This is a genomic window from Bacillus sp. UNC438CL73TsuS30, from assembly GCF_000482325.1.
In the GTDB taxonomy this organism is placed as follows: Bacteria; Bacillota; Bacilli; order Bacillales; family Cytobacillaceae; genus Neobacillus.
Genome location: NZ_KI535297.1, coordinates 43,288 through 69,814 on the forward strand (window position 1 = coordinate 43,288; position 26,527 = coordinate 69,814).

General features: G+C 37.3%; 26 protein-coding genes. 19 read left to right on the forward strand and 7 right to left on the reverse strand.

The genetic code is table 11. The features are described from left to right. The first annotated feature begins 253 nt into the window (after nt 1–253). The 6 genes from M028_RS0124075 to M028_RS0124100 all read left to right on the forward strand — a co-directional run bounded on the left by M028_RS0124075 (nt 254) and on the right by M028_RS0124100 (nt 4,313). Nucleotides 254–886 carry an AmiS/UreI family transporter gene (locus M028_RS0124075; protein WP_026576121.1) on the forward strand — a complete coding sequence of 211 codons (633 nt, stop codon included), beginning with the start codon at nt 254–256 and terminating at the stop codon, nt 884–886. 213 nt (nt 887–1,099) lie between these two features. Then, a complete protein-coding gene (locus M028_RS0124080; RefSeq protein ID WP_026576122.1) occupies nt 1,100–1,522 on the forward strand; it encodes a MarR family winged helix-turn-helix transcriptional regulator in 423 nt (140 codons plus the stop codon). A gap of 62 nt (nt 1,523–1,584) precedes the next feature. After that, the gene (locus tag M028_RS0124085; protein ID WP_026576123.1) at nt 1,585–1,983 is read left to right on the forward strand and encodes a DoxX family protein; all 399 of its coding nucleotides are present in this window, start codon (nt 1,585–1,587) and stop codon (nt 1,981–1,983) included. A 118-nt stretch (nt 1,984–2,101) separates the two neighbouring features. Then, nucleotides 2,102–3,040 carry a ring-cleaving dioxygenase gene (locus M028_RS0124090; RefSeq protein WP_026576124.1) on the forward strand — a complete coding sequence of 313 codons (939 nt, stop codon included), beginning with the start codon at nt 2,102–2,104 and terminating at the stop codon, nt 3,038–3,040. A 23-nt stretch (nt 3,041–3,063) separates the two neighbouring features. After that, the gene (locus tag M028_RS0124095) at nt 3,064–3,672 is read left to right on the forward strand and encodes a flavin reductase family protein (protein WP_026576125.1); all 609 of its coding nucleotides are present in this window, start codon (nt 3,064–3,066) and stop codon (nt 3,670–3,672) included. A 38-nt stretch (nt 3,673–3,710) separates the two neighbouring features. Beyond that, a complete protein-coding gene (locus M028_RS0124100) occupies nt 3,711–4,313 on the forward strand; it encodes an alpha/beta hydrolase (RefSeq protein WP_026576126.1) in 603 nt (200 codons plus the stop codon). A 307-nt stretch (nt 4,314–4,620) separates the two neighbouring features. On the opposite strand, the gene M028_RS0124105 is transcribed toward M028_RS0124100, so the two are convergent. After that, nucleotides 4,621–5,049 carry a hypothetical protein gene (locus M028_RS0124105; protein ID WP_026576127.1) on the reverse strand — a complete coding sequence of 143 codons (429 nt, stop codon included), beginning with the start codon at nt 5,047–5,049 and terminating at the stop codon, nt 4,621–4,623. A 433-nt stretch (nt 5,050–5,482) separates the two neighbouring features. Here M028_RS0124105 and M028_RS0124110 point away from each other — a divergent pair, with 433 nt between their 5' ends. Further along, on the forward strand, nt 5,483–6,496 hold the full coding sequence (locus tag M028_RS0124110) for a DUF3231 family protein (RefSeq protein WP_026576128.1): 1,014 nt from the start codon (nt 5,483–5,485) through the stop codon (nt 6,494–6,496). A 296-nt stretch (nt 6,497–6,792) separates the two neighbouring features. On the opposite strand, the gene M028_RS0124120 is transcribed toward M028_RS0124110, so the two are convergent. Together M028_RS0124120 and M028_RS0124125 are read right to left on the reverse strand one after the other, a co-directional pair. Further along, nucleotides 6,793–7,164, reverse strand: coding sequence for a hypothetical protein (locus tag M028_RS0124120; protein WP_026576129.1), 372 nt, complete (start codon nt 7,162–7,164; stop codon nt 6,793–6,795). 87 nt (nt 7,165–7,251) lie between these two features. Continuing rightward, complete coding sequence (locus M028_RS0124125; RefSeq protein ID WP_026576130.1) at nt 7,252–8,043, reverse strand: hypothetical protein; 792 nt, start codon at nt 8,041–8,043, stop codon at nt 7,252–7,254. A 391-nt stretch (nt 8,044–8,434) separates the two neighbouring features. On the opposite strand from M028_RS0124125, the gene M028_RS0124130 reads away from it, so the two are divergent. Then, nucleotides 8,435–9,481 carry a beta-carotene 15,15'-monooxygenase gene (locus M028_RS0124130; RefSeq protein ID WP_231510884.1) on the forward strand — a complete coding sequence of 349 codons (1,047 nt, stop codon included), beginning with the start codon at nt 8,435–8,437 and terminating at the stop codon, nt 9,479–9,481. Nucleotides 9,482–9,622: 141 nt separating this feature from the next. Here M028_RS0124130 and pdxR read toward each other — a convergent pair whose 3' ends face one another. Further along, a complete protein-coding gene (pdxR, locus tag M028_RS0124135; RefSeq protein ID WP_026576132.1) occupies nt 9,623–11,023 on the reverse strand; it encodes a MocR-like pyridoxine biosynthesis transcription factor PdxR in 1,401 nt (466 codons plus the stop codon). A 104-nt stretch (nt 11,024–11,127) separates the two neighbouring features. Between pdxR and pdxS the strand changes: the two genes are divergently transcribed. The 5 genes from pdxS to M028_RS0124165 all read left to right on the forward strand — a co-directional run bounded on the left by pdxS (nt 11,128) and on the right by M028_RS0124165 (nt 17,059). Further along, on the forward strand, nt 11,128–12,012 hold the full coding sequence (gene pdxS, locus M028_RS0124140; RefSeq protein ID WP_026576133.1) for a pyridoxal 5'-phosphate synthase lyase subunit PdxS: 885 nt from the start codon (nt 11,128–11,130) through the stop codon (nt 12,010–12,012). A 1-nt stretch (nt 12,013) separates the two neighbouring features. Further along, the gene (gene pdxT / locus M028_RS0124145; RefSeq protein WP_035424627.1) at nt 12,014–12,604 is read left to right on the forward strand and encodes a pyridoxal 5'-phosphate synthase glutaminase subunit PdxT; all 591 of its coding nucleotides are present in this window, start codon (nt 12,014–12,016) and stop codon (nt 12,602–12,604) included. Between the two features lie 573 nt (nt 12,605–13,177). Continuing rightward, nucleotides 13,178–14,734 carry a spore germination protein gene (locus tag M028_RS0124155; protein ID WP_026576135.1) on the forward strand — a complete coding sequence of 519 codons (1,557 nt, stop codon included), beginning with the start codon at nt 13,178–13,180 and terminating at the stop codon, nt 14,732–14,734. A 25-nt stretch (nt 14,735–14,759) separates the two neighbouring features. Continuing rightward, a complete protein-coding gene (locus tag M028_RS0124160; protein ID WP_026576136.1) occupies nt 14,760–15,851 on the forward strand; it encodes a spore germination protein in 1,092 nt (363 codons plus the stop codon). Further along, the gene (locus M028_RS0124165) at nt 15,848–17,059 is read left to right on the forward strand and encodes a Ger(x)C family spore germination protein (RefSeq protein ID WP_026576137.1); all 1,212 of its coding nucleotides are present in this window, start codon (nt 15,848–15,850) and stop codon (nt 17,057–17,059) included. The genes M028_RS0124160 and M028_RS0124165 overlap by 4 nt, the downstream gene beginning before the upstream one ends. Nucleotides 17,060–17,137: 78 nt before the next feature. On the opposite strand, the gene M028_RS0124170 is transcribed toward M028_RS0124165, so the two are convergent. Together M028_RS0124170 and M028_RS0124175 are read right to left on the reverse strand one after the other, a co-directional pair. Then, nucleotides 17,138–18,067 (reverse strand): response regulator, encoded by a 930-nt coding sequence (locus M028_RS0124170; RefSeq protein ID WP_026576138.1) that lies wholly within the window; start codon nt 18,065–18,067, stop codon nt 17,138–17,140. 4 nt (nt 18,068–18,071) lie between these two features. Next, nucleotides 18,072–19,391 (reverse strand): ATP-binding protein, encoded by a 1,320-nt coding sequence (locus M028_RS0124175; protein ID WP_026576139.1) that lies wholly within the window; start codon nt 19,389–19,391, stop codon nt 18,072–18,074. A gap of 250 nt (nt 19,392–19,641) precedes the next feature. Here M028_RS0124175 and M028_RS0124180 point away from each other — a divergent pair, with 250 nt between their 5' ends. The 3 genes from M028_RS0124180 to M028_RS33455 are packed head-to-tail and all read left to right on the forward strand — an operon-like array spanning nt 19,642 to nt 22,497. Beyond that, the gene (locus tag M028_RS0124180; protein WP_155925775.1) at nt 19,642–20,622 is read left to right on the forward strand and encodes a glutaminase; all 981 of its coding nucleotides are present in this window, start codon (nt 19,642–19,644) and stop codon (nt 20,620–20,622) included. 31 nt (nt 20,623–20,653) lie between these two features. Beyond that, nucleotides 20,654–22,291: an APC family permease gene (locus tag M028_RS0124185; RefSeq protein ID WP_026576141.1), complete on the forward strand. Its 1,638-nt coding sequence runs from the start codon at nt 20,654–20,656 to the stop codon at nt 22,289–22,291. A gap of 56 nt (nt 22,292–22,347) precedes the next feature. Beyond that, nucleotides 22,348–22,497, forward strand: coding sequence for a hypothetical protein (locus M028_RS33455; protein ID WP_197031471.1), 150 nt, complete (start codon nt 22,348–22,350; stop codon nt 22,495–22,497). A 64-nt stretch (nt 22,498–22,561) separates the two neighbouring features. Here the strand turns inward: M028_RS33455 and M028_RS0124195 are convergent, their stop codons facing one another. Continuing rightward, nucleotides 22,562–23,185: a TetR/AcrR family transcriptional regulator gene (locus M028_RS0124195; RefSeq protein WP_331280336.1), complete on the reverse strand. Its 624-nt coding sequence runs from the start codon at nt 23,183–23,185 to the stop codon at nt 22,562–22,564. 209 nt (nt 23,186–23,394) lie between these two features. Here M028_RS0124195 and M028_RS0124200 point away from each other — a divergent pair, with 209 nt between their 5' ends. Genes M028_RS0124200 through M028_RS0124210 form a run of 3 tightly spaced genes read left to right on the forward strand, consistent with a single transcriptional unit; the run spans nt 23,395 to nt 26,365 of the window. Then, nucleotides 23,395–23,835, forward strand: a complete 441-nt coding sequence (locus M028_RS0124200) for a MarR family winged helix-turn-helix transcriptional regulator (RefSeq protein WP_026576143.1) — start codon at nt 23,395–23,397, stop codon at nt 23,833–23,835. A 5-nt stretch (nt 23,836–23,840) separates the two neighbouring features. After that, nucleotides 23,841–24,494: an HlyD family secretion protein gene (locus M028_RS0124205; RefSeq protein WP_026576144.1), complete on the forward strand. Its 654-nt coding sequence runs from the start codon at nt 23,841–23,843 to the stop codon at nt 24,492–24,494. Between the two features lie 8 nt (nt 24,495–24,502). Next, nucleotides 24,503–26,365, forward strand: a complete 1,863-nt coding sequence (locus tag M028_RS0124210) for a DHA2 family efflux MFS transporter permease subunit (RefSeq protein ID WP_026576145.1) — start codon at nt 24,503–24,505, stop codon at nt 26,363–26,365. Nucleotides 26,366–26,527 lie beyond the last annotated feature (162 nt).

Consider the following 26,527-nt stretch of genomic DNA (forward strand, 5'->3'; position numbering starts at 1 on the left):
GGTTTTTATTAAAAGGAGAAGCTCGTTTTTGTTAAAAAAAGTAAATGAGTATATTGCTTCCTAATTTATTTGTGGTGAAACAAACAATTTCCATTTTTTTAAGATATAGAAAGGATTTACTCTCTGATAGAGTATAAGTATAATAAGAAATGCTTGTTGGACGTCATACGACTTTTTAAAAAGTAAAAACTTTTGATTATTTAAAAGACTGATCTCTATTTGTAATATAAAAAAACGAAAAGGAAAAATTAAAATGGATATAATCGGATTGTTCTTATCTGGTGCTGCATTATTTTTAAATGGGATTATGCTTTTAGGAAAAGCGGATGAAAAAAACGTTGGAATTTTTAATCTGTTTGTTGGGGCGTTCCAAGTCATCGCTCCTTTTTATTTAACTATTGTTTCCGGTCAAGATCACTGGTTTTTATATGAAAAAGCTGCCACTTTCTTGTTCGGTCTAACCTATTTGTACGTCGGAATTACTCTGTTAAAAGGAATGAATGGAAGCGGGCTGGGTTACTACTCTTTATGGGTGTCTATTATCGCGCTCGGGTATGTGATTGAATCCATCATCCATTTTCATGATCTAGTAAATGCAATGACATGGCTTTTGTGGTCATTTTTATGGTTTTTATTTTTTGTAATCAATACACAAAAAATCAATATCAATAAATTTGTTGGAAAAGTAGCTATTATTCAATCATGGATAACCTTAACTTTGCCGGCGCTATTTTCATTCATAGGCATTTGGGGGAATAAATGGATGTTCAATTTATGGATTTTAGTCTTAGGAATTTCAATCATCTACTTTCTTCTTTTGGCATACAAACAATTTTTTTATCAAAAAAAGCGTAGCTTTAAAGGAATTGTAAACATATCAAAATAAAAAGAGTTTGATCATTTTAATTTAGTGAATGTTTGATTTAGACAAGAATTGAAAATTGGACTAGGGCGGCATGACTTTTATAAGTTATGCTGCCTTTTTTTCTAATTGGGGAAATTGCATGAATAAAAATAGGTGTTGACATGAAAAATGTTAAGAATTATAATTATCTCATATTCAAGATAATTAATTCCGAGATTTTAGGAGGTGATTTAAGTGGAGCGAAAATGCAAGAATTTACCCTTTCTGGTCTTAATGCAAACATCAAAAGCTATCCATGAGCGCATAAAGGAAGAAATGACCAAAAACAAGCTGAGTATTACCGAATTTTCAGTTTTAGAGGTCCTTTACCAAAAGGGGAAACAGACTATCCAACAGATTGGCCATTGCATCTTAATCTCAAGTGGGTCGATGACCTATGTGATAGATAAATTAGAACAAAAAGGCTTGTTAAAGAGAAATGACTGTCCACATGATCGAAGAGTAATCCATGTGACATTAACGGATAATGGAAATCAATTTATGGAGGAAATCATGCCGAAACATCATGAGTTAATTGAGGATATGTTTCATTTATTAAATTCTGATGAGGCAGAGACATTGGTTCGGTTATTGGAAAAAGTAAAGAATACAATATAAAATTTTATTTTTTTAAATAAATATCTCGAATCCAAGATAAAGACACTTAGGAGGAATCAGAAATGATTAATATTGGTTTATTAATAATTCGTTTAGTAGTTGGTATATTATTTATTGGTCACGGTGCTCAGAAATTATTTGGTTGGTTCGGTGGTTACGGGTTAAAAGGTACAGGAGGCTGGTTTGAATCCGTTGGTGTGAAACCGGGAGTAACCATGGCCTTATTCGCTGGATTAGCAGAACTAATTGGTGGAATTTTGTTTACTTTAGGACTCTTAACGCCACTTGCGGGAATTATGATTGCAGGTACTATGATAATGGCGATCGTGAAAGTGCATGGTCCAAATGGAGTATGGGCAACATCAAATGGGTATGAGTATAACTTAACTTTGATTGCCGTTACGATCGGTATAGCTTTAGTCGGTCCTGGTCAATATGCCTTAGATGCTTTATTTTTCTAAAAAATCTCGAAATCGAGATTCTCGAATTTTTTAAGATTTCAAATTCCAAATTGGAACAAAATAAGGTATTCAGTTCCTTTAAAAAACGGATTTTTACATTCTAAAAGGAGTGAGAAAATTGAGCAAGAAAACAATGGGGATTCACCATATCACAGCCATCGTAGGTAATCCGCAGGAAAACGTAGATTTTTATGCTGGAGTTTTAGGATTACGACTTGTCAAACAAACGGTCAATTTCGATGATCCTGAAACCTATCACCTTTATTTCGGTAACGAAGGTGGAAAACCAGGAACAATTATAACCTTTTTTCCATGGACAGGTGCACATCAAGGAATCATTGGAGATGGTCAAGTAGGAGTAACTTCATATGCAGTTCCGAGAGGTGCATTTGGATTTTGGGAGAAAAGATTAGAAAAGTTTAACATTCCTTTTACGAAAATGGAACGTTTTGGCGAGCAATACCTGGAATTTGATGATCCACATGGGCTTCATTTGGAAATCGTAGAAAGAGAAGAAGGGGAAGCAAATACATGGACCTTTGGTGGAGTAGCATCGGATGTAGCCATAAAAGGATTTGGCGGGGCCACTCTTTTATCCTCTCAACCAAATAAAACAGCGGAATTGTTAGAAAATGTTTTAGGATTAGAAAAAATCGGGATAGAGGGGGATTTTGTACGCTTTCGCTCCTTAGCTGAAATCGGAAATATAATCGACATTAAATTAACTCCGATTGGTCGAGGCCAAATGGGTGTGGGTACTGTCCACCATATTGCATGGAGGGCGAAAGATGATGAGGATCAATTAGATTGGAAACAATTCGTTCAAGCAAATGGGTATAGCGTTACACCAGTACAGGATCGAAACTACTTTAATGCGATATATTTTAGGGAACATGGGAAAATCCTTTTTGAAATTGCAACCGATCCTCCGGGTTTTGCGCATGATGAGTCACAAGCGACAATGGGAGAAAAATTAATGTTGCCATCACAGTATGAGCCTCGTAGAGGACAAATAAAACGAGGATTGCTACCATTTGAAGTAAGAGAACTAAACTGATTTTACAAAAGGAGATGATTACTGTGCTTTCAATTGACCCAGCCACATTGTCTGAACGGGATAATTATAAGTTCCTAATAGGAAGCATCATACCTCGACCGATTGCTTTCGTCACATCGATGTCAAAAGACAGGGTTTTGAATGGAGCACCATTTAGCTATTTTAATATCATATCATCCAATCCTCCGATGATTTCATTATCGATTCAACGTACACAAGGGGAACGAAAGGATACATCAAGAAATATCATCGAGTCAAAAGAATTTGTTGTTCATATTGTGGATGAACAAAATGTGGAAAAAGTAAATAAAACAGCTGCCAGTCTTCCAGCGAATCAAAGTGAAATAGAGTTAGCGAAATTAACTCCAGTAGAAAGCGTGAAGATTTCTGTACCGGGAATAAAAGAAGCAAAAATTCGAATGGAGTGTTTATTGGAACAATCCTTAGAATTGGGAGGTTCGGATTCGCCGGGATCTGATTTAATTATTGGAAAAGTGGTTCAATTTCATATCGAAAATGATCTTTATGAAAAAGGGAGAATTGATCCCAAGGGTTTGGCAGCGGTAAGTAGATTGGCTGGGAATTATTACGCCAAAATTGGTGAAATTTTTGAAATCGAAAGACCTAAATAGTTCATTTCAATGATGAACGTTCTGGAGGGAGATTAATCATGAAGCATATATTCAATAAGGGACAAGTCCCAACTAAACCAACGTTATTATTACTGCATGGTACGGGTGGCACAGAGTTAGACCTGTTGCCGATTGCAGGAAGAATGGATGATGAGGCGAATGTCTTAAGTGTCCGCGGGAATGTATTAGAAAATGGCATGCCCCGTTTTTTTAGAAGATTAGCGGAAGGGGTCTTTGATGAAGAGGATCTTATTTTCCGGACAAAAGAATTAAATGAGTTTCTAGATGAAGCAGCGGAAAAGTATGGTTTTGACCGAAATAATATCATTGCCATCGGTTACTCAAATGGGGCGAATATTGCGGCAAGTTTATTATTTCATTATCAAAATGCCTTAAAGGGTGCGATTCTCCATCATCCAATGGTACCGAGAAGAGGAATCGAACTTCCTGATTTATCAGGGAAGTCAGTATTTATTGCAGCTGGAACAAATGATCCAATCTGCTCTCCAACAGAGTCCGCTGAACTACAATCTTTATTAGACAAGGCAAATGCGAAGGTAGAAATTCATTGGGAAAATAGAGGTCACCAACTAACATTGGAAGAAGTTGAGGCTGCAGGCCGATGGTATAAACAACTTTAAGTAAAAATTAATCATAAAAAACTAATCGATCCTTCTTTCGGTTAGTTTTTTTATCGGTAAAAAAATGGGTAAATGAAAAACAGCAGGAATTCTTTTAATTTTTTTTAGGATTCAAATCTTCGAATGTAGTTGACAACAATTGAGTATGAGTTACCGAAAATATATAGGAATATTTTTTAAGATGAGCATTTGAAAAACGTTTCTATAATATACTCATGAAGGATTAATTATAAGCAGTGATGTAACCGCCTTCGATAGTGTTATTCTAATAATTTTAAAAGGCTGAAATATTAAATTGCTAATTTGTTTAAGGACTAGCTAGCAGCATTTTATCTAATTCGCGGACTCTTTCATAAGATTCTGCCAAATGTTTAGGGACCAATGTTCTTCCGTATTTCCAAGCATTTGTTTCGATTAATGATTTAAGCTGCTCGATTTCATCATCTTCACCATACATTAGAATCCTTGTATCATGTTTGTTTTTCTTAAAATCTAAATAGTACCCGAGTACGCGATAAAGAATAAGTTTAACAAAGTTTTCATCAGTCTCTTTAATTTTAAAGTTCAATTTTTCTTTATATCCGTTAATTTGTAAGTAGTTAAACTTAATCGTATTTGTCGATACGTTATAACTCATGGGTACAGTTAGATGATTGTTAAATTCATAATTTATATCTAAATTATGTTGATGTAGAGTATTTTCAATGATCTTTTCAATATCCCATATGTATAGCATTTGTTCCACCAATACCTTTTCCCATTATGATATCCGATAAACTTTATGTAATTATCTGAATTTGTCAAAATTATAGCACAGATTTTTATTAAATTAATGATAAGAGCATTACAATTTAATTTCAGATAACTTACAAAAAATTAATCCTTCTATAAAGTTTTTTAGGTTCCCCATTCAATTCAAATGGGGAACTTTTTGTATTAGGCATTATTAAATAATTTTTGGATATAAAAAAAACAAGACAACAATCAAAACTGTATAGCAATTATTTACATGGGAAAATCTATCACAAGGCGATCCATTTGAAAAATTAAAGGTATAGCAAAAATTTTTAATATAACGCATAATTCTAACACTTCAATGAACATAAATACCTGTAAATATTATCAGTTCTAGTATGTTGATATAGAGGAAAAAGGATGGTGGACATGTTATGGAAAACAAGGATGAGAGCGTAAAACTAACAAGCGCAGAAGTATCAGTCTTATGGGGTACGTATGTTAACGACAGTATGGTGGATTGTATAATGCACCACTTTTTGGAATCCTATTCAGACCCAGACATTTTTCCCTTACTCGAGCAAACGAAAAACATTGCCAAAAAACATATGAATGATACAGAGCAATTATTTCTAAAGGAGAAAATTGCAGTACCAGAAGGATTTAAGGTAGAGAAACATGTTATTCCTGGGGCCAAAAAACTTTTTTCCGATATGTTTTATATGCAGTATGTATTGCAAATTTGTCGTTTTGGAATTGCTTCCCATACTGCAGGTTTAACATCAGCTGCAAGAGAAGATGTACGTAAAATGTATAAAGATTTCTTCGATGATGCCTCGCAATTATACAATGATGTAGTGAATCTAATGGAAAATAAGGGTACTTTTGTTCGGATTCCTTATATGACCTATCCAATTGAAATTGACTATATCAACAAAGAAAATTTTTTAACAGGCTGGTTTGGTCGCAAACGTTCCTTGTTGGGAATAGAAGTTACCCATTTGATGCTTAATGCTTTTCAAAATGAAATAGGAAGAGCAACGTGTGTAGGTTTTTCGCAGGTAGCTCAAGAACAAGAAATAAGAGATTATTTCCTGAGAGGAAGGCACTTAACGAAACATTTTCTAAATTCTATTCATGATGTACTTGTAGAAAGTGATATCCCAAATGCAATGTCATGGGACCAAAGTGTTACAGATTCAACCATACCGCCATTTTCGGACCAATTGATGCTTTATATTATTGGTATTCTTTCTAATCTTGGTATAGCAGCTTATGGAGCTGGATTATCTGCATCCATGCGTAGGGATATTAGTGCGATGTACGCCAGTTTTATTACGAAAGCAGGAGCTTTTGGAGAAGATGGCATGGATTTAATGATTGAGAGACGATGGATGGAGCAACCTCCGAAATTTGAAGACCGAGATCGGTTAGCAAAAAGGGATTAGTTTCAGGAACAAATTAAGGTACTGATAATCAAACTGAAAACGAGCCCCAATTATGTGGCTCGTTTTACCAGGTGGTTAAGTCTTACTTTTCCTTGACAGCAAGTCCGATCATCATCACTATGAGCGTAAGCAACTGAATCATAACCTCTAGGTTAATCTTCATTCGCCCTCCTAACCTAAGTGAATTTTCTATCCTCCGGTCTCACTAAGAAGAAGTAAAGACTTACGTTTCCCATACACTATAGATATTCGGTCAATCAGTAAATATGACTGGTGAAATTCTAATGAATTAGATTTTATTCGAGTCCAGTCTGGGTTTTACCAGAGACGTGCCCATGTATGAACGTTACCAATATCGAATTCGGACCAGCACTTGCAGCATAGGTGTAGACTTCCATTTTCAATTTCCCTGATTGGCCTAGGGTTTGGTCAGTTGGTTTCCCAAGTATTTTTTCTACTTCGGCTTTAGTCATGCCACCTTCGCCAGTCTTTACATCTCCTACGCGAATTTGATCGTAGTCTGCTTTACCTGGCAGAGCTTTTTCACTTTGTTGTGGTGCATTTTTCTCATCTAAGATATGCGGAATTCCATTGACAACTCCAACGATAATAAAAATTAACACAAAAGCACCTATAAGAAGCATGATAAGTTTAAAAAGTTTTCCCATTATGATTCCCCTAACACTTACAATGTCTTATTCACACACACTATATTAACAGACAATCAATTTAAATCCAAAGGATGGAATCAATGTTTAATCCTGTTCCTTCAGTCTAACCCCCATATCCCATAATTCCTCAAAATAAAGCCTTTCAAATTTTTTCTCAAGAATTCCATAAAAATAGGCGATTGGTTTTTTGACGATGGAATTTGTTTTTAGCTTTCTAACTAATTGCTTAAATGCTTGAATGGCTGTTTCGAGGACTTGATCTTTTTCCTTTTCCCGGTCACCTCGATAGGCTGCAATATTCACCATTTGCCAAAATTCCTCAATGGTTTTAGCATCAGAAAAGAAGTATTTTACTAATTCCACAAAAGGTTTCGGTACTCGGTCACTAACAAAAGTGTGATCGATTTCAACAGACGGTTCTTGATTACGTTTATTTATCTCTTGATTATTTGTTTTATGAAGATTGCTAGTTTTAGGGTGGTCCATTTTTTCCTCTTTTGGTGGTTCACTTTGAGGAAAACGATTAAATACATAAAGGTTACTCGATTGTGAGCCGTTTTTTCTTTCGGTTTCATATACAGTCATGATTCCTAAATTGATTGCTTTTTGGATCATCCGTTTAAAGGTTGACCGGGAAATGCCATTGTCATGATATTCTTCATGAATCGCTTTTAAGACGGTGCCAATTTTTGCATTGGAAACGCCAGGGATTTTTGCCGAAAAACAAACCAGCCGTTTTAGTCCAACTAATTCACCTTTTGAAAAATCCTTCTTATGTATTGCGAGCCACATTTCTAGTTGGCTATTAAATTCCTTAAGTGAAGAGAATTGAGAATATTGTTCGAATCCGTCAATTTTACCTGATTTTATTTGCATATAATTGCACCACCCTTTCACCGTCTATATAAAGAAAAACTGACGAAAAGGACATGGGGGTAGAGGGGAAGTTGTGACAGATTTTTGAAATCGATATAAGGTATAAAAGTAATAATAGAAAGAGTTTCGAATATAAATAATGTTGGCTTGGTTTATAGCTTAATCAAACAATTAAACCACTAATTTTTGCTGAAAAAATCTAAAAAAGAAACCTGACCTCACTACAGTCTGGTTTCTTTTTTAATGTAGATACAGCGTTATGCTTCTCGTGAAAAAGCGTTAGTTTTCTGAACTTCAGAACATTAGAACTTTAACAGGTGAAGTAGATACCAATATATAAACAGGTAATATATGGTATAATTAAAGAAAAAAGGTCAGGGTGAACGCTTTGTTGTTAAAAAGAACTTTTAACCGAAATTTTTTGCTGATCTTGTTGCTGTTTGTGTTAGCTGCAAATTATTCTTTGTACCATACTGCAATTGGTAATCTAGCATTACCTAAAAATACAAATATTATAGTTGTGGCTTCCATGATTGATTTGGCATTCATTGCCCCTGTTTTACTTTTGGTATGGAAACGAAAATTCAATTGGAGAAACATGGTTTTGGGAGTCGCTGGTGGGCTTGTGATTGTGCGCATCTTGATTCCAATCAAGTATTTGGCACCATTTGAAGCTGTGACATGGGTAGGGTTTGCTGTGGAAGGCGGCCTATTGCTGCTGGAAATCCTTGTTCTGGGTTCGTTGTTTATCTATTTGCCGAAAATAGCCCGGTCAGTAAAGGAAAGTACTCTTCCGGTAATATTTTCCTTTTCAAATGCGGTAGAACAACAGTTCAAATCTTATCCAATTATCAGAGTGATTTGTTCAGAAATGCTCATGTTTTACTATGCTTTTGCTTCCTGGAGAAAGAAAACAACGGTCGGCCCAAACGTATTTACTCTGCATCAAAAATCCAGTTTAATAGCGTTTCAAATCATGCTAATTCACGCAACTGTTATTGAAATGGCTGGGCTCCATTGGATGTTTCATGATAGGTCTATGGTGTTATCAATCATTATGCTGGTCCTTAACGTATATACCCTTATTTTCTTTTTAGGCGATATTCAAGTTGTACGCCATAATCCGTTGCTCGTAACAAAAGAGAGCATTTATATTTCACTCGGCTTAATGAAGAAGATAGAAATAAAGTGGTCTGACATTGAGGAAGTATTCGATGATCCGGAACAGTTAAATAAAAAACGCAACAAAGATACAATTGAATTCATAGCTCGTGATTTTGAACCTGTCCAACCAGATGTTATTTTAAAATTAAAGCAGCCCGTCGAAGCTACTTTGATTATGGGTATAAAAAAAGAATATTCAAAGGTAGCGATACGGGTAGATGATCCAAAAAGATTTAAAGAGGTATTAAAAGATAATTTGAAAAGTTCGTGTTAATTTTAAAAACTGCCAAGGAGACGACCCTATTTGGCAGTTTTTAATTTTATGGGGATATTCGCTTTAGCGTGATTGGGGCAGGACCCGGAATCTAAGATTTTTAACAGCGAAGTGGGCAAAAAAAGCCACGAAATCCCTATGTCATTTTTTTGATATTCCCCAGCATTTCATTAATTGGTGAATGCCTTTTTCTATTTGATCGATTGGTATACTGCCAAAGCCAAATAGAAAGGTTGGATATTGGTATTCAATTGGCTTTAATAAATAATCGCTTACTGGATAGATGACAATATTGTTTTTTTCTGCAATCTTTTTTAATTGATCCTCACTTTTTGACAGGGGGACAGAAATTAAAATGTGCATTCCTGCTTGGTCTCCAGTGATGATAACATTTGGATAATACGTTTTAAATATTTGAGTTAATTTTTCATGTTTTTTACGATAAATTTTCCGCATACGGTTTAAGTGTTTTGAAAAATAACCATCTCTCATAAAGTTCGCTAATATATGTTGTTCAAATCTCGGTACAGTTGCTGAGTAAAAACTAAATGTCTCTTTATATTTTTGTAATAATGTTGACGGTAATACAATATAAGCAACACGTAATGAAGGCATTAATGATTTGGTAAAAGTGCTCATATATATGACTTTATTGTTTTGGTCTAAGCCTTGTAGTGCAGGAATGGGTTTTCCGATATATCGAAACTCACTATCGTAATCGTCTTCAATGATGTAGCGATTTTCATCTTTTGCTGCCCAGTTTAATAACTGCGTTCTCCTAGTTGCTGATAGTACCGCGCCCGTTGGGAATTGGTGGGAAGGTGTAATATAAACAACGTTTGCATTTGTTTTTTCAAGTTCATCCACCATTAAACCTTCTTCATCTACCGAAATCGGGATGGCTCTATTTTCTAATTGTATTTTGGGGATAGCAGAATAGCCAGGGTTCTCAAGGGCAAATTTTGAATCATTTTCAAGTAATCTTAGAATCATTGGAAGTAGATGTTCCGTTCCCGAACCAATGACAATCTGTTCTGGTTTACATACAATCCCCCTCGATTGATAAAGATATTTTGAAATTTCAGCTCTTAATGCTAATTCTCCTTGAGGGTCTCCAATTTGTAAAAACTCTTTTGAACTACTATCATATAAATTTTTTGCATATTTTCGCCAAAGTGAAAATGGGAATGAGTCGGTATCAATTTTTCCCGGATGGAAGTCAAATTGATAGTTTTTCTTCTCGACCTTCTCTATAGGCATGTTTAAATGCTCTTTTTCAATATAGGGTAATTCATCGATCTCTTCTACAAAGAAACCAATCCGAGGTTTAGATACCACATAGCCTTCTGCAATAAGTTGGAAATAGGCAATTTCAATCGTCGTTTGACTGATATTTAAAAATTCAGCTAATTTTTTTTTGGATGGTAATTTGGTTCCAACTTCAATTTGTTTATGGATAATGGCATCCTTGATGCCGATATAAAGCTGTTCATATAAGGGCTTTTCTGTACTTTTATCCAATTTAAACATAAGCATATCCATCTGCAATTCCCCCAGCTGACCACATTGTTTTTTTGAAAATTGAACCTTTTCATAAAGTCAATTTCTATTATACTAGGAATCATCAAAGGTATGGAGGTTTTTTTATGAAACAAGTTGGAACTGAGAGAGTAAAACGTGGAATGGCAGAAATGCAAAAAGGCGGCGTAATTATGGACGTCATTAATGCCGAGCAAGCAAAAATTGCAGAGGCTGCAGGTGCAGTTGCTGTTATGGCCTTAGAGCGGGTACCATCCGATATTCGAAAAGCTGGGGGCGTAGCCCGTATGGCGGATCCTCGTATAGTAGAGGAAGTATTGAACGCTGTAACCATTCCAGTAATGGCAAAAGCACGTATTGGTCATATTGTAGAAGCACGTGTATTAGAATCAATGGGCGTTGATTACATCGATGAAAGTGAAGTATTAACACCTGCTGATGAAGAATACCATTTATTAAAAAGCGACTACACCGTACCATTTGTATGTGGGTGTCGTGATTTAGGGGAAGCTGCTCGTCGTATTGGAGAAGGAGCTTCCATGTTACGTACGAAAGGTGAACCGGGAACAGGAAATATTGTAGAAGCTGTTCGTCATATTCGAAAAGTGAATGCGCAAGTAAGACGCGTTGTAGGAATGAGTACAGATGAATTAATGACAGAAGCAAAAAATTTAGGAGCACCATTTGAATTATTACTCGAAATCAAAAAATTAGGGCGATTACCAGTTGTAAATTTTGCTGCTGGTGGGGTAGCGACACCTGCCGATGCAGCTTTAATGATGGAACTTGGAGCAGATGGTGTATTTGTAGGATCAGGTATTTTCAAATCGGATAACCCAGAAAAATTCGCACGTGCCATTGTTGAAGCAACAACGCACTATCAAGACTATAAACTCATTGCTGAAATTTCAAAAGAGTTAGGGACACCGATGAAAGGTATCGATATTTCAACGCTAGCTGCAAGCGAACGTATGCAGGAACGTGGTTGGTAACATGCTGAAAATTGGGATACTTGCATTACAAGGTGCAGTCAGAGAGCATATTAGACAAATCGAAGAACTTGGTTGTGAGGCCATTTCTGTTAAATCTGTTGAGGATCTAAAAGAAATAAATGGTCTGGTATTACCTGGCGGGGAAAGTACAACAATGCGTAAGCTGCTGGACCGTTACGGTTTACTAGAACCCATTCGTGCTTTAGCTGACAAAGGAATTCCGATGTTTGGAACATGTGCGGGTCTGATTTTATTAGCAAAAGAAATCGTCGGATATGATACGCCTCATCTTGGGTTAATGGAAGTAGTGGTTGAACGGAATTCATTCGGACGCCAAGTAGATAGTTTTGAAGTAGAGCTATCCATTCATGGAATAGGGGAAGATATTCCTGCTGTTTTTATCCGAGCACCACATATTGTAGATGCCGGTGAAAATGTTGAAATTCTAGCAAAACATGAAGAGCGCATTGTGTTAGCTCGAGAAGGTCAATTTTTGGGTTGTTCCTTTCATCCAGAGTTAACAGAAGATAATAGAATTATGAAGTATTTTATTCAAATGGTGCGAGAGAACACAATTGTTTTATCTCATTAGGAATGTCTTCAAATTGTATAACAGTGTTTCCATATATTTGTACCAAGAGATTTAAAAAGCTAACATAGTGAACCAAATATAAAACGGTAAAACACTCACAAATTTATTTATAAATTTTTGTGGGTGTTTTTTATAGAAATCCCACTGCTTTGAAAAGCACCACAGAAAACCACCGTAATAAATAAAACAAGTAGAGGAGAAACTAGAGTAATTACTCTTCTGTAAAATGTTTCAAAAGCAGTTTTTGCATGGAATCGGTCATTACTTTTGTGCACTCACCCCATGATATCCTTTTCATTCCTTTGAGTTCTCTTCTGCTTAGTAATTTTGAATCTTCCGTTCCGATTTTTTTCCAAGTTTTTGCCGATCTGACAGCCATAGGGGGGTCAAGGATGTAAGTAACTGTTGGCTGATGGTTGCATCTTTTACAAATTCATTTGTGCAATTATATCCAATTGGAACTGAACCAAAATGGTTTAAATTCCTATATAAAAGACAAAAATGATGGTACATACACAGTCCAAAATGATCTATTCTTGGTTCGCAGATTAACAACTAGTGAGTGATTAATCAATGGGAAAACTAAAAATAAACAGACTTGCAGACAAAAAGGCTTATGGACGAGATACTGTTTCTCAAGAATCTGCTACAAGTTTTACCGACGACTTACCTATAAACTTAGAATTAGTAAAACAAGAAATCGGTCAAAACTGGGATGTCCATTATCGGGAGTTTAACATGGGGCGTACTGGGATAGGGGCATGCCTCATTTTTGTCATTGGATTATCTGATATAGAACTCATAAATAAACAAATTATTTCATCCTTAATGGTTGAATTTTCTTCAGAATTAAAACATGAATTATCCGCAGTAAAAGGAAATCAATTAAATGAATTTTTAAAAAACCAAGTGATCCCGATTAGTGAAATTGAAGAGATAGGTTCGATAAAAGTGGCAGCTGCTAAAATCCTAACAGGCTCTGCAGCACTTTTAATCGATGGGTCTTCAGAGGTGCTCGTCTTAGGTACCACAAAATTAAAAACAAGAGCGATAGAAGAACCTGTATCTGAGTCTTTAGTCCGAGGGCCTCGCGTTGGATTTACGGAGTCTTTGAGGGATAATACCTCAATTTTGCGAGGAAACGGTGAAATTGAAAATCTAACCTTTGTAAATTTTCGAGTTGGTAGGACTTTAAAAAAAGATTTGGTGGTTGCTTACATTAAAGGAATTGTCGACCCGGATTTAGTTCAAGAGGTAGAAACGCGCATAAAGAAAATTGATCTTGATCATATCCCGGAATCCGGTTATGTCGAGCAGTTGATTGAAGATAATTACCGAAGCCCCTTTCCACAGGTGCAGAGTACAGAGCGTCCTGATCGAGTAATGGCTGCTTTAATGGAAGGCCGGGTATCCATTTTACTGGATGGAACGCCTTTTGCATTAATTGTTCCGGTTACCTTTAGCATGATGTTACAATCACCGGAAGACTATTATGAAAGATGGATTCCCGGTACGCTGCTCCGATTACTTCGGTATCTGGCATCGATTCTGGCTCTTTTCACACCAGCGCTGTATATTGCTTTTATCTCGTTTCACCCAGGGATGATTCCGACTAAGTTAGCGATTTCCATTATAGGTTCGAGGACAGGGGTTCCATTCCCGGCATTGATTGAAGCCTTATTCATGGAAATTTCCATAGAAATTTTGAGGGAAGCCGGGCTCCGTCTGCCAAAACCTATTGGTCCGGCAATGGGCATTGTCGGTGGATTAATTATTGGTGAAGCCGCTGTACAGGCAGGGATTGTGAGCAATATTTTAGTCATTATCGTATCTTTAACGGCTATTTCATCGTTTGCCATTCCGCAATATAGCGGAGGGATACCGCTACGTATCCTTCGCTTCGTAGCCATGCTTTTTTCTGCAGTTTTAGGTTTGTACGGGGTGATTTTATTTTTCATCTTCTTAACCGCCCATTTAGTGAAATTAAAAAGTTTTGGCACTCCATATGTGAGTCCGGCGGCTCCTTATCGTTTAAGTGATTGGAAGGACTTTATGTTTCGCATGCCTCTTATGATGATGAAGGAACGTCCAAAAGTGAATCATCCGAAAGATAAGATACGGAAGGGATAATGTATCGTGAAAGGAAGAGTAAGGTATGATTCTAAATCCTAAAGATCAAATCACGACTTCCCAGGCAGCTGTTATCATCATCAACGCGATTCTTGGCACAGGAATCCTCACCTTGCCCAGGGCGTCCGTAGATAAGGTGGGTACTCCTGATGTATGGATCACCGTTTTGTTAGGTGGGCTGCTAGCAATCCTTGCAGGAATTATTATTGCGAAGTTAGGCCAGCGATTTCCGCAAAAAACTTTTTATCTCTATAGTCAGGATATTGTAGGCAAGTGGGTCGGCGGATTTCTTGGTTTACTTGTTATTGGTTATTTTCTCGCCACATCCGGTTTTCAAATCCGTTCCTTGACGGAAGTAACAAAGTTCTTATTGCTGGAAGGAACCCCCAGTTGGGCGATTATCCTGCCATTCATGTTGGTGGGGCTTTATTTAATGATGGGCGGAATTAATCCAATTGCACGACATTTTGATATTATTTTACCGATAACGGTCGTCCTTTTTTTGCTCGCCATTTTTTTGAGTTTCAAAATATTTGAGATCGATAATTTACGTCCCGTATTGGGGGCGGGAATTATACCAGTGCTAAAAGGGGTAAAAACAACGGCGCTTGCATTTACTGGACCTGAGGTTATGCTGTTCCTTGTGGCTTTTATGAGTGAGCCAAATAAAGCAGTAAAAGCCGTGATAGTGGGTATTACGATTCCTTTAATATTTTATATCATTACCGTCGTCCTTGTAATTGGTGCATTATCAGCGGATGAGGTGGTCACAAGAACATGGCCGACACTTGATCTGCTGCGAAGTTTTGAAATCTCGGGTTTGATTTTTGAACGATTTGAATCATTGCTGCTGGCGATTTGGATTATGCAAATGTTTACCATTTATACAATTGCACACTATGCTGCTGCACTGGGACTGGCGCAAATTTTTAAAAAGAATATTCATCCATTTATGATTGGATTGGTACCGGTTATTTATTTAATTTCCATGATTCCTAAAAATTTAAATGATGTTTTTAAGCTTGGTGATGTAATTGGGAATGCTGCATTGTATTTATTTGGTGTAATGCCACTTTTCCTTCTCATCATCGCAAAATGGGTGAGAAGGGCAACATGAAGTTTAAACACTTGTTAGTTCGTATTCTTTTTGGTTCACTGTCTGTTATTTTTCTGTTTTCCCTCACTGGCTGTTGGAGCAGCCATGAAATCGAGGAGTTAAGTCTTGGGGTAGGAATGGCCCTAGATACAAATAAGGATTCAAACTCCGAAAAAATGATGAATGAGAAAGACGCAGAGGATTCAAAGGAAAATGCAATTACTATCACTTACCAACTTATTACGCCAGAAATCGCCAGCTCATCGAGTAAAGGGGAAGAATCACAAAAAAATTCCTACTTGAATATTTCTGAAAAGGGAAATTCTCTTATCCAAGAGGTGCGGGAATTATCATTACGGTCGGACCTTCCCTTAAATGCCTCACATATGAAAGTCGTGGTTATTGGGGAAGAACTGGCGAGATCGTTCAGTTTGCAAGAGTTATTTGATCTGTATCTTCGGGATAATGAGTTCCGCCCAAGCTGTCTGGTGGTTGTCAGTAATGGGAGAGCAAGCGATTCCTTAATATCCAAGAAGGAAGGAGAAGTTCCTGCGTTCCGTTTGTTTGGAATCGTCGATAATGCTTATCGAACAACCAGGATTTTACCTCCAGTCTCGATTATTAAATTGGATAGCAAGCTCCAATCGGGTTCCAGTTTTCTACTACAAAACGTGGTTTCAGCAAATGGACAAGTGGAATTTGCCGGAGCTGCAGTGATAGATGGAAAGACAAAAAAATTGCGTGGTTTTTTAAATAAGAAGGAATTAGAAGGAATTACCTGGTTGGCGGGAAAAGAAAAAGGCGGTGTGGTCAAAAGTTTTGATCAACAGTCAAAAAGGCTGATTATGTATGAGATTGAAACCATAAAAAGTAAAATCACACCACATATAAGGGGAAAAACCATCTCATTTGATGTCAATATTGAATCAAAAGGGATATTAATGGAGCATCGGGTAACATCCAGTACACCGTTTGAAAATTCTTTTCTTAAAAGGGCAGAAGCGTCAATCGAAAGTGCCGTAAAACAATTGGTCGAAGATTCAGTAAAAAAAATGCAAAAGAAATATCAAGTAGACGTGGCTGGTTTTGGCAACCGTATAAAAATTGAAAATCCGAAACTATGGGAAAAAGTTAAAAAGGATTGGGATCAAACCTTCAGTAAGGTTCCCATTCATTACAACGTGAAAATAACGATCAAGGGTTACGGGGCATCCGGTCATTATAAATAAGATTACTAATAGATAGATCTCAAAGAAAAAACTTCACGAAACAAGAATTCCGTGAAGTTTTTTTGTTAAACATGTAAGCTATTGTTCAGAATGAACCCGGTGTGCTTCAAAATAAAGGACTTGAATAAATTTTTTCGTATTGACTCGGGTTAGCGATGTTGATAATGCAGAGCCATTCTTTAATTCTGCCATTTTGGTCCTGACGGTTGCAAAGTCAAAAAACTTTGAAGCATAATTCTCAAACTTCCAATTCGAAAAATCGGCTAGACCAAGGGATGCCAGATGATTCAACGACTGATAAATGGCCCGGCGCACCCGTTGTTCGGTTGCTTTGATTTCTTTCTTTAACTCCGCGACTGGGACATCAGTTCCCAATCTTTTTTTTGCCAAATCGATAAAAATTTCTTTAAGGGTCGGAAATCGATTATTTAAAATGTCAGTTTGTTGATTATGGTCTAAATATTCTAGGATGTCCAGTAAATCTTTACTGCCATTTTCACCTGCTATTCCTAATTCTGTTAATAGAAATTGACCGGAATTTCTGATGTTTTTTTTATTCATAGGATTTGTTTGTCTTGGTGATGGATTGAATTTAAGCACGGCATGAAGAGACTTGTGAATATCGTGTATCGATTTTTCCAATTGGATTTTTTCGATAACTTTTTGAAAAATCGTTAAAACTTCAATTCTGTTTACCGGTTTAATAATATAGTATTCACTGCCAAGCGAATAGGCTTCAGCAATTAATTCTTTTGATTCTACTTGAGAAATCATGATGATTTTCCCTTCGAACCTCGATTTTATTTGCCGGATGGTTTCCAATCCGTCCCGATTTGGCATCAACAAATCAATTAATAAAATTTCGATGTTAAGCATGTTCAGATTATCGCCATCAATTAATGAACCATCTTCTGCCTCCCCAGCCACTTCCCCTAAACCCTCGTCCTCGATGATTTGGGCCAACATCGAACGAACTGCTTCATCATCGTCGATGATATAAAAACGCATCGAATCACCCTTTCTTTATTAACTGAGTCTCAGATAATTGAATCGTAAAAATCGATCCTGTTCCTTCTGGTTGATCCTCCACTGATATTTCACCCTCAAGTTGATCCATCATTTCTCTAACAAACGATAATCCCATACCAGTAGAGGGATTTCCGGACTGATCATATTTCGAGGTAAACCCTGGCTTAAAAATTGCATTTTTTCGCCTTGATGGGATACCAGGTCCGTTATCGCCGATTTGAAATTCAATTGTTTCTAGATTCCTTTGTACGTTAATGGTGATGGTTCCGACATGGTCGATTGCTTCTACCGCGTTTGTGACAATATTATTGATGATTGATAGAAGAGTGAACGCGTGGTAGGGAGGATGAACTCCACTAATGGAATACTCAATGTGAATCTCTTTACCTAGTAAAGAGGCATATTTTTCGTTTGTCCGTTTTATGATGGAAATCAGTTCGTTTAGTTCCATATAATCCGCAAAACGTTCAACGGAAATGAGCTTCGAAAGTCCTGCAAAAATACGCTGATTATCTTTTTTAATCTCATGAACTTCTCCAGCGATATTCAACGCCTCCCTAGAGAAATCCTCGATTGAATTGGCAATACTCGGAACGTTTTTCAACTCAGATAAGCCTTTGTATAAATCATAGGATTTTTTTGTGATGTTTTCGGCATTGACCAACGTTTTTTTTAAATGAATCGATTCTTCATATAGGTTGGAAATCAACAGGAGCATATGCTCATTTTGTTTTCGAATTTGTCTTTCTCTTTCTTGCGCCTGATACAGCTGCATGATGGTAAAAAAGCTAAGAACAATAAAACTGTGCGAAATCGCCATCATCAGGATTTCACTTATCGCCGAGAATTTAATCGTTGTACTTAAAACGATGTATTGAACGGTCAATTCAACGACATCAGATAGGATTTCGATGAAAATGCCAATCCATCCGATGACCAAAAGCCGGTTATGAAATCGGTTGACTCTTGCTAAATAAAAGAAACAAGCATAAGCAAAATAAAAGAAAAAGCTTGAAAAATTGTCTTGAAAAGAACTTACCCAATGAAAATGCTCATCCTGGATAAATTCTAGCAGGATACGAAATCCTACAATATTTATAGCGGTCAAAAAACCAGGTAAGACAGGCGGAATCTTACGAAATAATAACAAAAAGAATAAAAAGGTAGGCACCCCAAAACTGATTCGGAAGGCGGCATTGATTGGATAAAAATTGATGACACCTGCTAATGGGACCGTTATCAACATCAAAATAAGTGTATGGATGTCCTTTTTAAGTAGTGGGCTGAAATTCAAGATGATCACTTCCTGTTTGTCTGAACATCAGTATACAGGTAGAAATATCTGAACACAATGCCAGAGCCAGGTTAAAAAATTTTATTTTAAAGATAAAAAACTTTCTGTAGATTTACGTTTTCTTTTGTAGTGCAGATTATAGAATCAATTATATTTTTCTAGTTACAATTCGAAAGCGTTTTCTAACTTTAACATTTTTTGATAAAAAGGAGATTTCATTTTCATTGATGAAAAAAACTTTAAAGGAGGATTGAAGAAATTGGTTCAAGTGATAAAACAAGAGGTTCATGATCAAAGAATAGATGGGTTGGATGAATTGGTGACTCATTTTCGCTCTTTTGCCACGGAAGGCCAATGTGCTAGCTATATTCCCGCTTTGGGGAAGGCAAACCTATTTCAGCTGGGAATTTGTATTGCATTGCCAACAGGTTCAACCATCCGGTCAGGGGATTGGCAAGTCCCATTTACATTACAAAGTATCTCAAAAGTAATCAGCTTTATTACAGCATGTGTAACCCGTGGTATTTCTTATGTGTTGGACCGGGTTGATGTCGAACCAACGGGTGATCCCTTTAACTCGATCATTCGTTTGGAAATGCATAAACCGGGAAAGCCATTTAACCCGATGATCAATGCAGGTGCCATTACTGTTGCTTCCATGCTTCCTGGGGATTCGTCGCAAAGTAAACTAGAAAATGTTAATCAATTAATTGAGAGGATGATTGGAAAACGTCCAAACCTGAATGAGGAAGTGTTTCAATCCGAATGGCAAACAGCTCATCGAAACCGGGCTTTGGCTTACTATTTAAAAGAGACTGGCTTTTTAGAAGCCGAGGTGGAGGAAACACTTGAAGTTTACTTAAAGCTTTGTTCGCTGGAAGTGACTACAGAAGATATCGCCATGATTGGAATGATCTTGGCGCATGATGGCTATCATCCTATCCAACACGTACAGGTTTTGCCTAAAGAAGTGGCCAGACTGACCAAAGCTTTGATGATTACTTGTGGAATGTACAATGCTTCCGGTAAATTTGCGGCATTTGTCGGGCTCCCGGCAAAAAGCGGAGTATCCGGAGGGATCCTAGCCTTAGTTCCGCCAAATAAAAATAGAGATTATCCCTTTCAAGACGGTTGTGGAATCGGCATTTATGGACCGGCAATTGATGAATTTGGGAATAGCCTGACAGGTGTTAGATTATTAAAACATTTGGCTCAGGAATGGGATCTCTGTATTTTTTAAAAGTTATTTAAACAAGAAAGAGGTTGAATGGATGAACAATCAATTACAAAGAAGGATGGGAACGTTTGCCTTAACAATGGTGGGGATAGGTTCGATGATCGGATCTGGCTGGTTATTTGGGGCTTGGAGAGCGGCTCAAATCGCCGGTCCTGCAGCGATTTTTTCCTGGCTCATCGGAATGACGGTTATTTTATTTATTGCTCTTTCTTATTGTGAATTAGGCTCGATGTTCCCTGAAGCAGGGGGAATGGTGAAATATACGCAATATTCTCATGGGTCGTTTATTGGGTTTCTTGCCGGTTGGTCCAATTGGATTGCCATTGTTTCTGTTATTCCCGTTGAAGCCATTGCTTCTGTTCAATATATGAGTTCGTTGCCTTGGAAATGGGCTCAGTGGACTCACCAACTGGTAGTAAATGGAGGTCTAACCTTAAATGGCTTATTGCTTGCTTCTGTATTTTTATTTATCTATTTTCTCATTAATTATTGGACGGTTAGCTTATTTGCGAAAGCGAACTCTCTAATCACGGTTTTTAAAATCATCATCCCTGGACTGACGATTGGCTCCCTCTTATTTGCAGGTTTTCATGGCGGGAATTTTACGTTGAACTCAGGAGGCGAAAGTCATAGTTTGTCAAGTGTCTTTACAGCTGTTGCGACATCGGGTATAATTTTTGCATTCAATGGTTTTCAAAGTCCAATCAATATGGCAGGTGAGGCTAAGAATCCCGGCCGTTCCATCCCAATTGCGGTTGTAGGTTCGGTCCTGATTGCAACGATGATCTATGTTCTCTTGCAAGTTGCTTTTATTGGGTCTGTCGATCCTTCCTTACTTGTCCATGGCTGGAATCTGTTAAATTTTAATTCTCCTTTTGCTGATTTGGCTATTGCACTAAACCTGAACTGGCTCGTCATCATACTCTATTCTGATGCTTTTATTTCTCCATCAGGAACAGCTATTACGTATACCGCCACAACAGCGCGGATGATCTATGGGATGCAAAAGAATAAGTATTTTCCGGCAGTGTTTGGAAAAATTCATCCGCTGTATGGCGTACCACGTCCGGCAATGTTCTTAAACCTGGCTGTATCGTTTCTATTTTTGTTCTTGTTTAGAGGCTGGGGGAAACTCGCGGAAGTCATTTCTGTTGCGACGTTAATTTCTTATATTACAGGACCCGTTACCGTCATGACATTAAGAAGGACAGGGGAACGTTTGTATCGGCCAATCAAGCTAAAAGGACTGAGCATTATTGCTCCATGCGGGTTTGTTTTTGCTTCTTTAACCTTATATTGGGCATGTTGGCCGTTAACCGGACAGGTCTTATTATTTATTATGATTGGTCTTCCGATTTATTTTTACTATCAAATAAAAGTGAAATGGAAGGGGTTCCGCCGGAATTTTCTCGCTGGTCTATGGATGGTTGTATACCTATTATGTATGATGTGTGTATCCTATTTAGGAAGTAACAAGTTTGGCGGAAAGGACATTATCCCATACGGCTGGGATATGCTCTTAATTGCCGGTTTATCCCTAGTATTTTATGTTTGGGGCTTTAAAAGTGGGTATGAGACAGAATATCTGCAAGAAGCGTGTAAACTGAATGAAGAAATTAGGGCAAATAAGGAAACAAATGCCTTGGAAATCAAGAAAGAAACAGCTGTATAGCAAATCCGTTTAGTTAAATCATTTCTATTAATCTATGAAAAGAGGAATATATTTTTATGTGGATCATCACAGTCTATTCAAAAAACAATGTTAACATGTTTGAATTTGACACAGAAAAAGAAGCAAAAGAGGCATTTAAAAAAATTCAAGATCCAAAATTTCTTACAGAAATGATTTACTTTAATGATGAGCGTTTAATTGTATAGTATAGAAATATAATAAGTGCCAGGCACCTATCCAGTATATGGGAGGGGCCTTGCACTTATTTTTTTATTGCTTATAGAACCCTCTTTTAAGTAAATCCAGCTCCAAAGAAAATGCCTTCATTGCATCATTCATATGAATTTCCCTCGCAAAGACAGAAACGAGATTTCGAAGCATTACGGCCGTCATGATTTTAAAGATATGGTGTAATTCTTCTTCATTTTGTACATTTAAATTTTCCGAGTTGATCGAGTGTATGATTCCCATGAATCTGCATTTTGCTTTTTCCTCATAAATATTCTGTGTTATCGCTTTTTCGATTCGATAATTCATGTTTAAAAAGGTATTTTTAAAATATTGGCGATTTTCCTGTTCTTCAAAGGTGATGAGAGTGGATTTAAACCAATCGATAAAGGACTGAAATAAATCTCCTTCATTCATTTTTAAGATGGAAATAAAGCGCTCATTATTCCGAGTAGAATGCTCATCTAATAAAAAATAGAACACATCTTCCTTATCCTCAAAATATTGATAAAAGCTTCCCCTGGGTATACCAGCATCCTTAATGATATTTGAAATGGATGCTTCATTTAATGGAACCCGTGAAAATTCCTTCTTCGCAGCTTTCAATAATCCTTCTTGTTTTTCTTTTGATAAATTTAAAAACGTTGGTTTTGGCAACGATTTCACTCCTTACATCATATGACAATTTGTCATAATTCATCCTAACTATATGATAATAGGCCTATAATTTAATGTCAATGGACATATGACAATGTGTCATTTTTTATATTGACACTTAATTGTCCACTGATTATAATGTATTTCTGTAAAGATTATTTCGCATACGAAATATTCCGGTGGGAAAGTTTAGAAGAATAAGAGAAAGGAGAGCAGAGATGGCCGTACTAAATAATGAGATCTATGAATCATATTTAGCGATCAATAAAGCCATCAAAAGACTGATTAAATTTGATGCGGATAAATTAGGACTCACGACAGTCCAATTAAAGGCAATCTACAAGCTTGCGACGAATCCCAATATTAGTTTAGGAGAACTTGCCGAAAAATTAAGAATGACGAACAGTACGGCAAGTAATGTGATTGAACGATTAGTTCAAATGGGCTTAGTCGAAAGGGTAATTCCCCCTGAAAATAGAAGGGTGGTCTCCATCCATTTAACAGAAAAAGGAAAATCGGTCTTAGATCAGTTTCATTCTTCGGATTCTATTTTTATCAATAAAATGAACGATGTCCTTGATTTACCTGAGGAGGATGTCTCGGAGCTGTTACGGTTGCAAAAGATTGTCTTACAGAAGCTAACAATAGAGGAGGAATAGGGTTAATGAGTGCAAAACGTTTACTTTTAATCAACATTATTATGTTACTTGTCCTAGTAGGGGGAGGTTTTGGGATTTATGCCTATTACAATAAATCAGTCAATTATTTAACAACTGACAATGCCCAAATTGCTGGACAACAGGTGACGATTGCTGCCACGGCAAACGGAAAATTAACATCTTGGAATGCCAATGTTGGCGACCATTTTTCAAATGATGATAAAGTTGGAACCATTACTACTACTGGCGCGGATGGTAAACCTGTCAAAATGAATGTGACACTTCCAACGGATGGAACGATTGTGCAAAGTAATGCCGTTCAAGATTCTTTTGTTGCCGCAGGGACACCGCTTGCCCAAGTCTATAATCTGGATAAATTATGGGTAACAGCCAATATTGAAGAAACAAGTATTGATGAAATCGCAGTCGGCCAGGATGTCGATATTTATGTGGATGCTTTCCCAAATAGCGAATTAAAGGGAAAAGTAAAACAAATCGGCTTAGCAACTTCAGGGACATTCTCTTTATTGCCTAGTACAAATACCACAGGTAATTACACAAAAGTTACACAGGTTGTTCCTGTAAAAGTATCCATTGATGATAATAAAGGTGTTGCCATTGTCCCTGGTATGAACGTAACAGTAAGAGTTCATAAGTAGGTGATAAAATGTCCATATATATCACGGGTTATGTTATTTTAGCCATATTGGTTTTACTTATTATAAATTTTACGATGATCAAACAAAGAAAGCGGAACATGCTTCCAACGAAAGTGGTGGATCAAGAGGGTAAGGAAAATCCTGTTCAAACGAAAATCAATGATGATGAATTAAAGGTAATAAGTTTGGAAACTGAAGAGGTTGAGGCGAATACCCAGCAGGATTTATCCCATCAAGTGGAAGAAATGCTGGAAGATTCGGCGATTGCTGAACCGGCCTTGGAATATGTTGCGGATGTACAACAAGAAGAAGTTAGCAAGAAGCGGGAAAAAGAAAAGGCTGCTGACGAGAAAGGGAATTCAGGAACAGGAAAAGTGCTTGTCGCGTTAATGCTTGGTGCCTTTGTTGCCATTCTGAATCAAACCTTATTGAATGTAGCCATCCCGCATATTATGAATGATTTAGGTGTTTCGGCGAATACGGTTCAATGGCTCTCAACAGGTTATATGCTGGTTAACGGAATAGCGATTCCTGTTACAGCCTTCTTGATTGAAAAGTTTGGGACTAGGAAACTATTTATCTCTGCCATTCTTCTCTTCACACTAGGATCGTTGGTTTGTTCCCTGTCCGCCAATTTTAGTATGTTGATGATCGGAAGGATTATCCAAGCCAGTGGGGCGGGTATTATTATGCCGCTATTGATGACCGTGTTTTTCGCCTTATTTCCTCCGGAAAAACGAGGAAAGGCAATGGGGATCATGGGAATTGTCATGATTTTTGCCCCTGCAATTGGACCAACCTTGTCCGGTTGGCTGATCGGACATTATTCATGGAGATTATTGTTCGACATTGTTATTCCAATTGGCGTACTTGATTTAATTCTAAGCTTCTTGTGGATGAAGGATGTAACGAAGGTAACCAATCCGAAATTTGATTTCCCAGGATTTTTATTTTCAACCTTAGGTTTCGGCTTCTTATTGTATGGCTTTAGTGAGGCAGGCAATGATGGTTGGGACAGCGGTACCGTCATTGTTTCCTTAGCGGTCGGAATTATTTCTCTAGTCGCTTTTGTGTGGCGTGAATTAACCGCTGAAAAGCCAATGCTGGACTTGCGAGTTTTTAAATATGATATTTTTGCTTTAACGACCATTATTAGTATGATCGTGAATATGGCGATGTTCGGTGCGATGATTCTGCTGCCGATTTATTTGCAAAATATTCGTGGCTACACGGCATTAGAATCAGGATTATTGATGCTTCCTGGTGCCATCGTAATGGGGATTATGTCACCAATCTCAGGAGCTCTTTTTGATAAAATCGGTGCAAGATGGCTGGCGGTTATCGGCTTAGCGATTACGGTCATAACCACATGGCAGTTTACAAGTCTAAGTATGACAACTAGCTATGGTCATATCTTATTTCTATATGTCATGCGGATGTTTGGGATGTCCTTTATTATGATGACAGTTATGACAGAGGGACTTAACCAATTACCACGTCATCTTGGTGCGCACGGGACATCGGCCTCTAATACGGCCAGACAGGTTGCAGGTAGTATTGGGACGGCGCTTCTTGTAACGGTCATGTCGACAAGGCAAGGGGCTCATTATGGTGATTTTACCAATACTGTTACAAGTTCGAATCCTTTTATTGCTGATAAATTTTCGCAGCTTACGCAGGTCTTATCGGGTTATGCCCACATTCCGGCTGCAGCAGGAAAACAACTGACAACCTATTTGGTTTATGGGCAATCGATGCAGCAAGCGACCATTGACGGGATTAATGATGCGTTTATTGTTGCAACTGGTATTGCATTTGCCGCTTTTATTTTAGCGTTCTTTATTAAACGTGCGAAGGTAAAAGAACAGTAAGTGGAAAGAATAACTAGAAAGGCTCTTCGATGGCCTTCTCTAGTTGTTTTTATTTTAGAAAAATTATTTCAAATAAATTTATCTGCGCTGATAAAAAAAGCAAAAATCTTTTAGAAGTGAGTCAATATTAATGATCTACACTTAAAGAAAGGAGAGGTATGG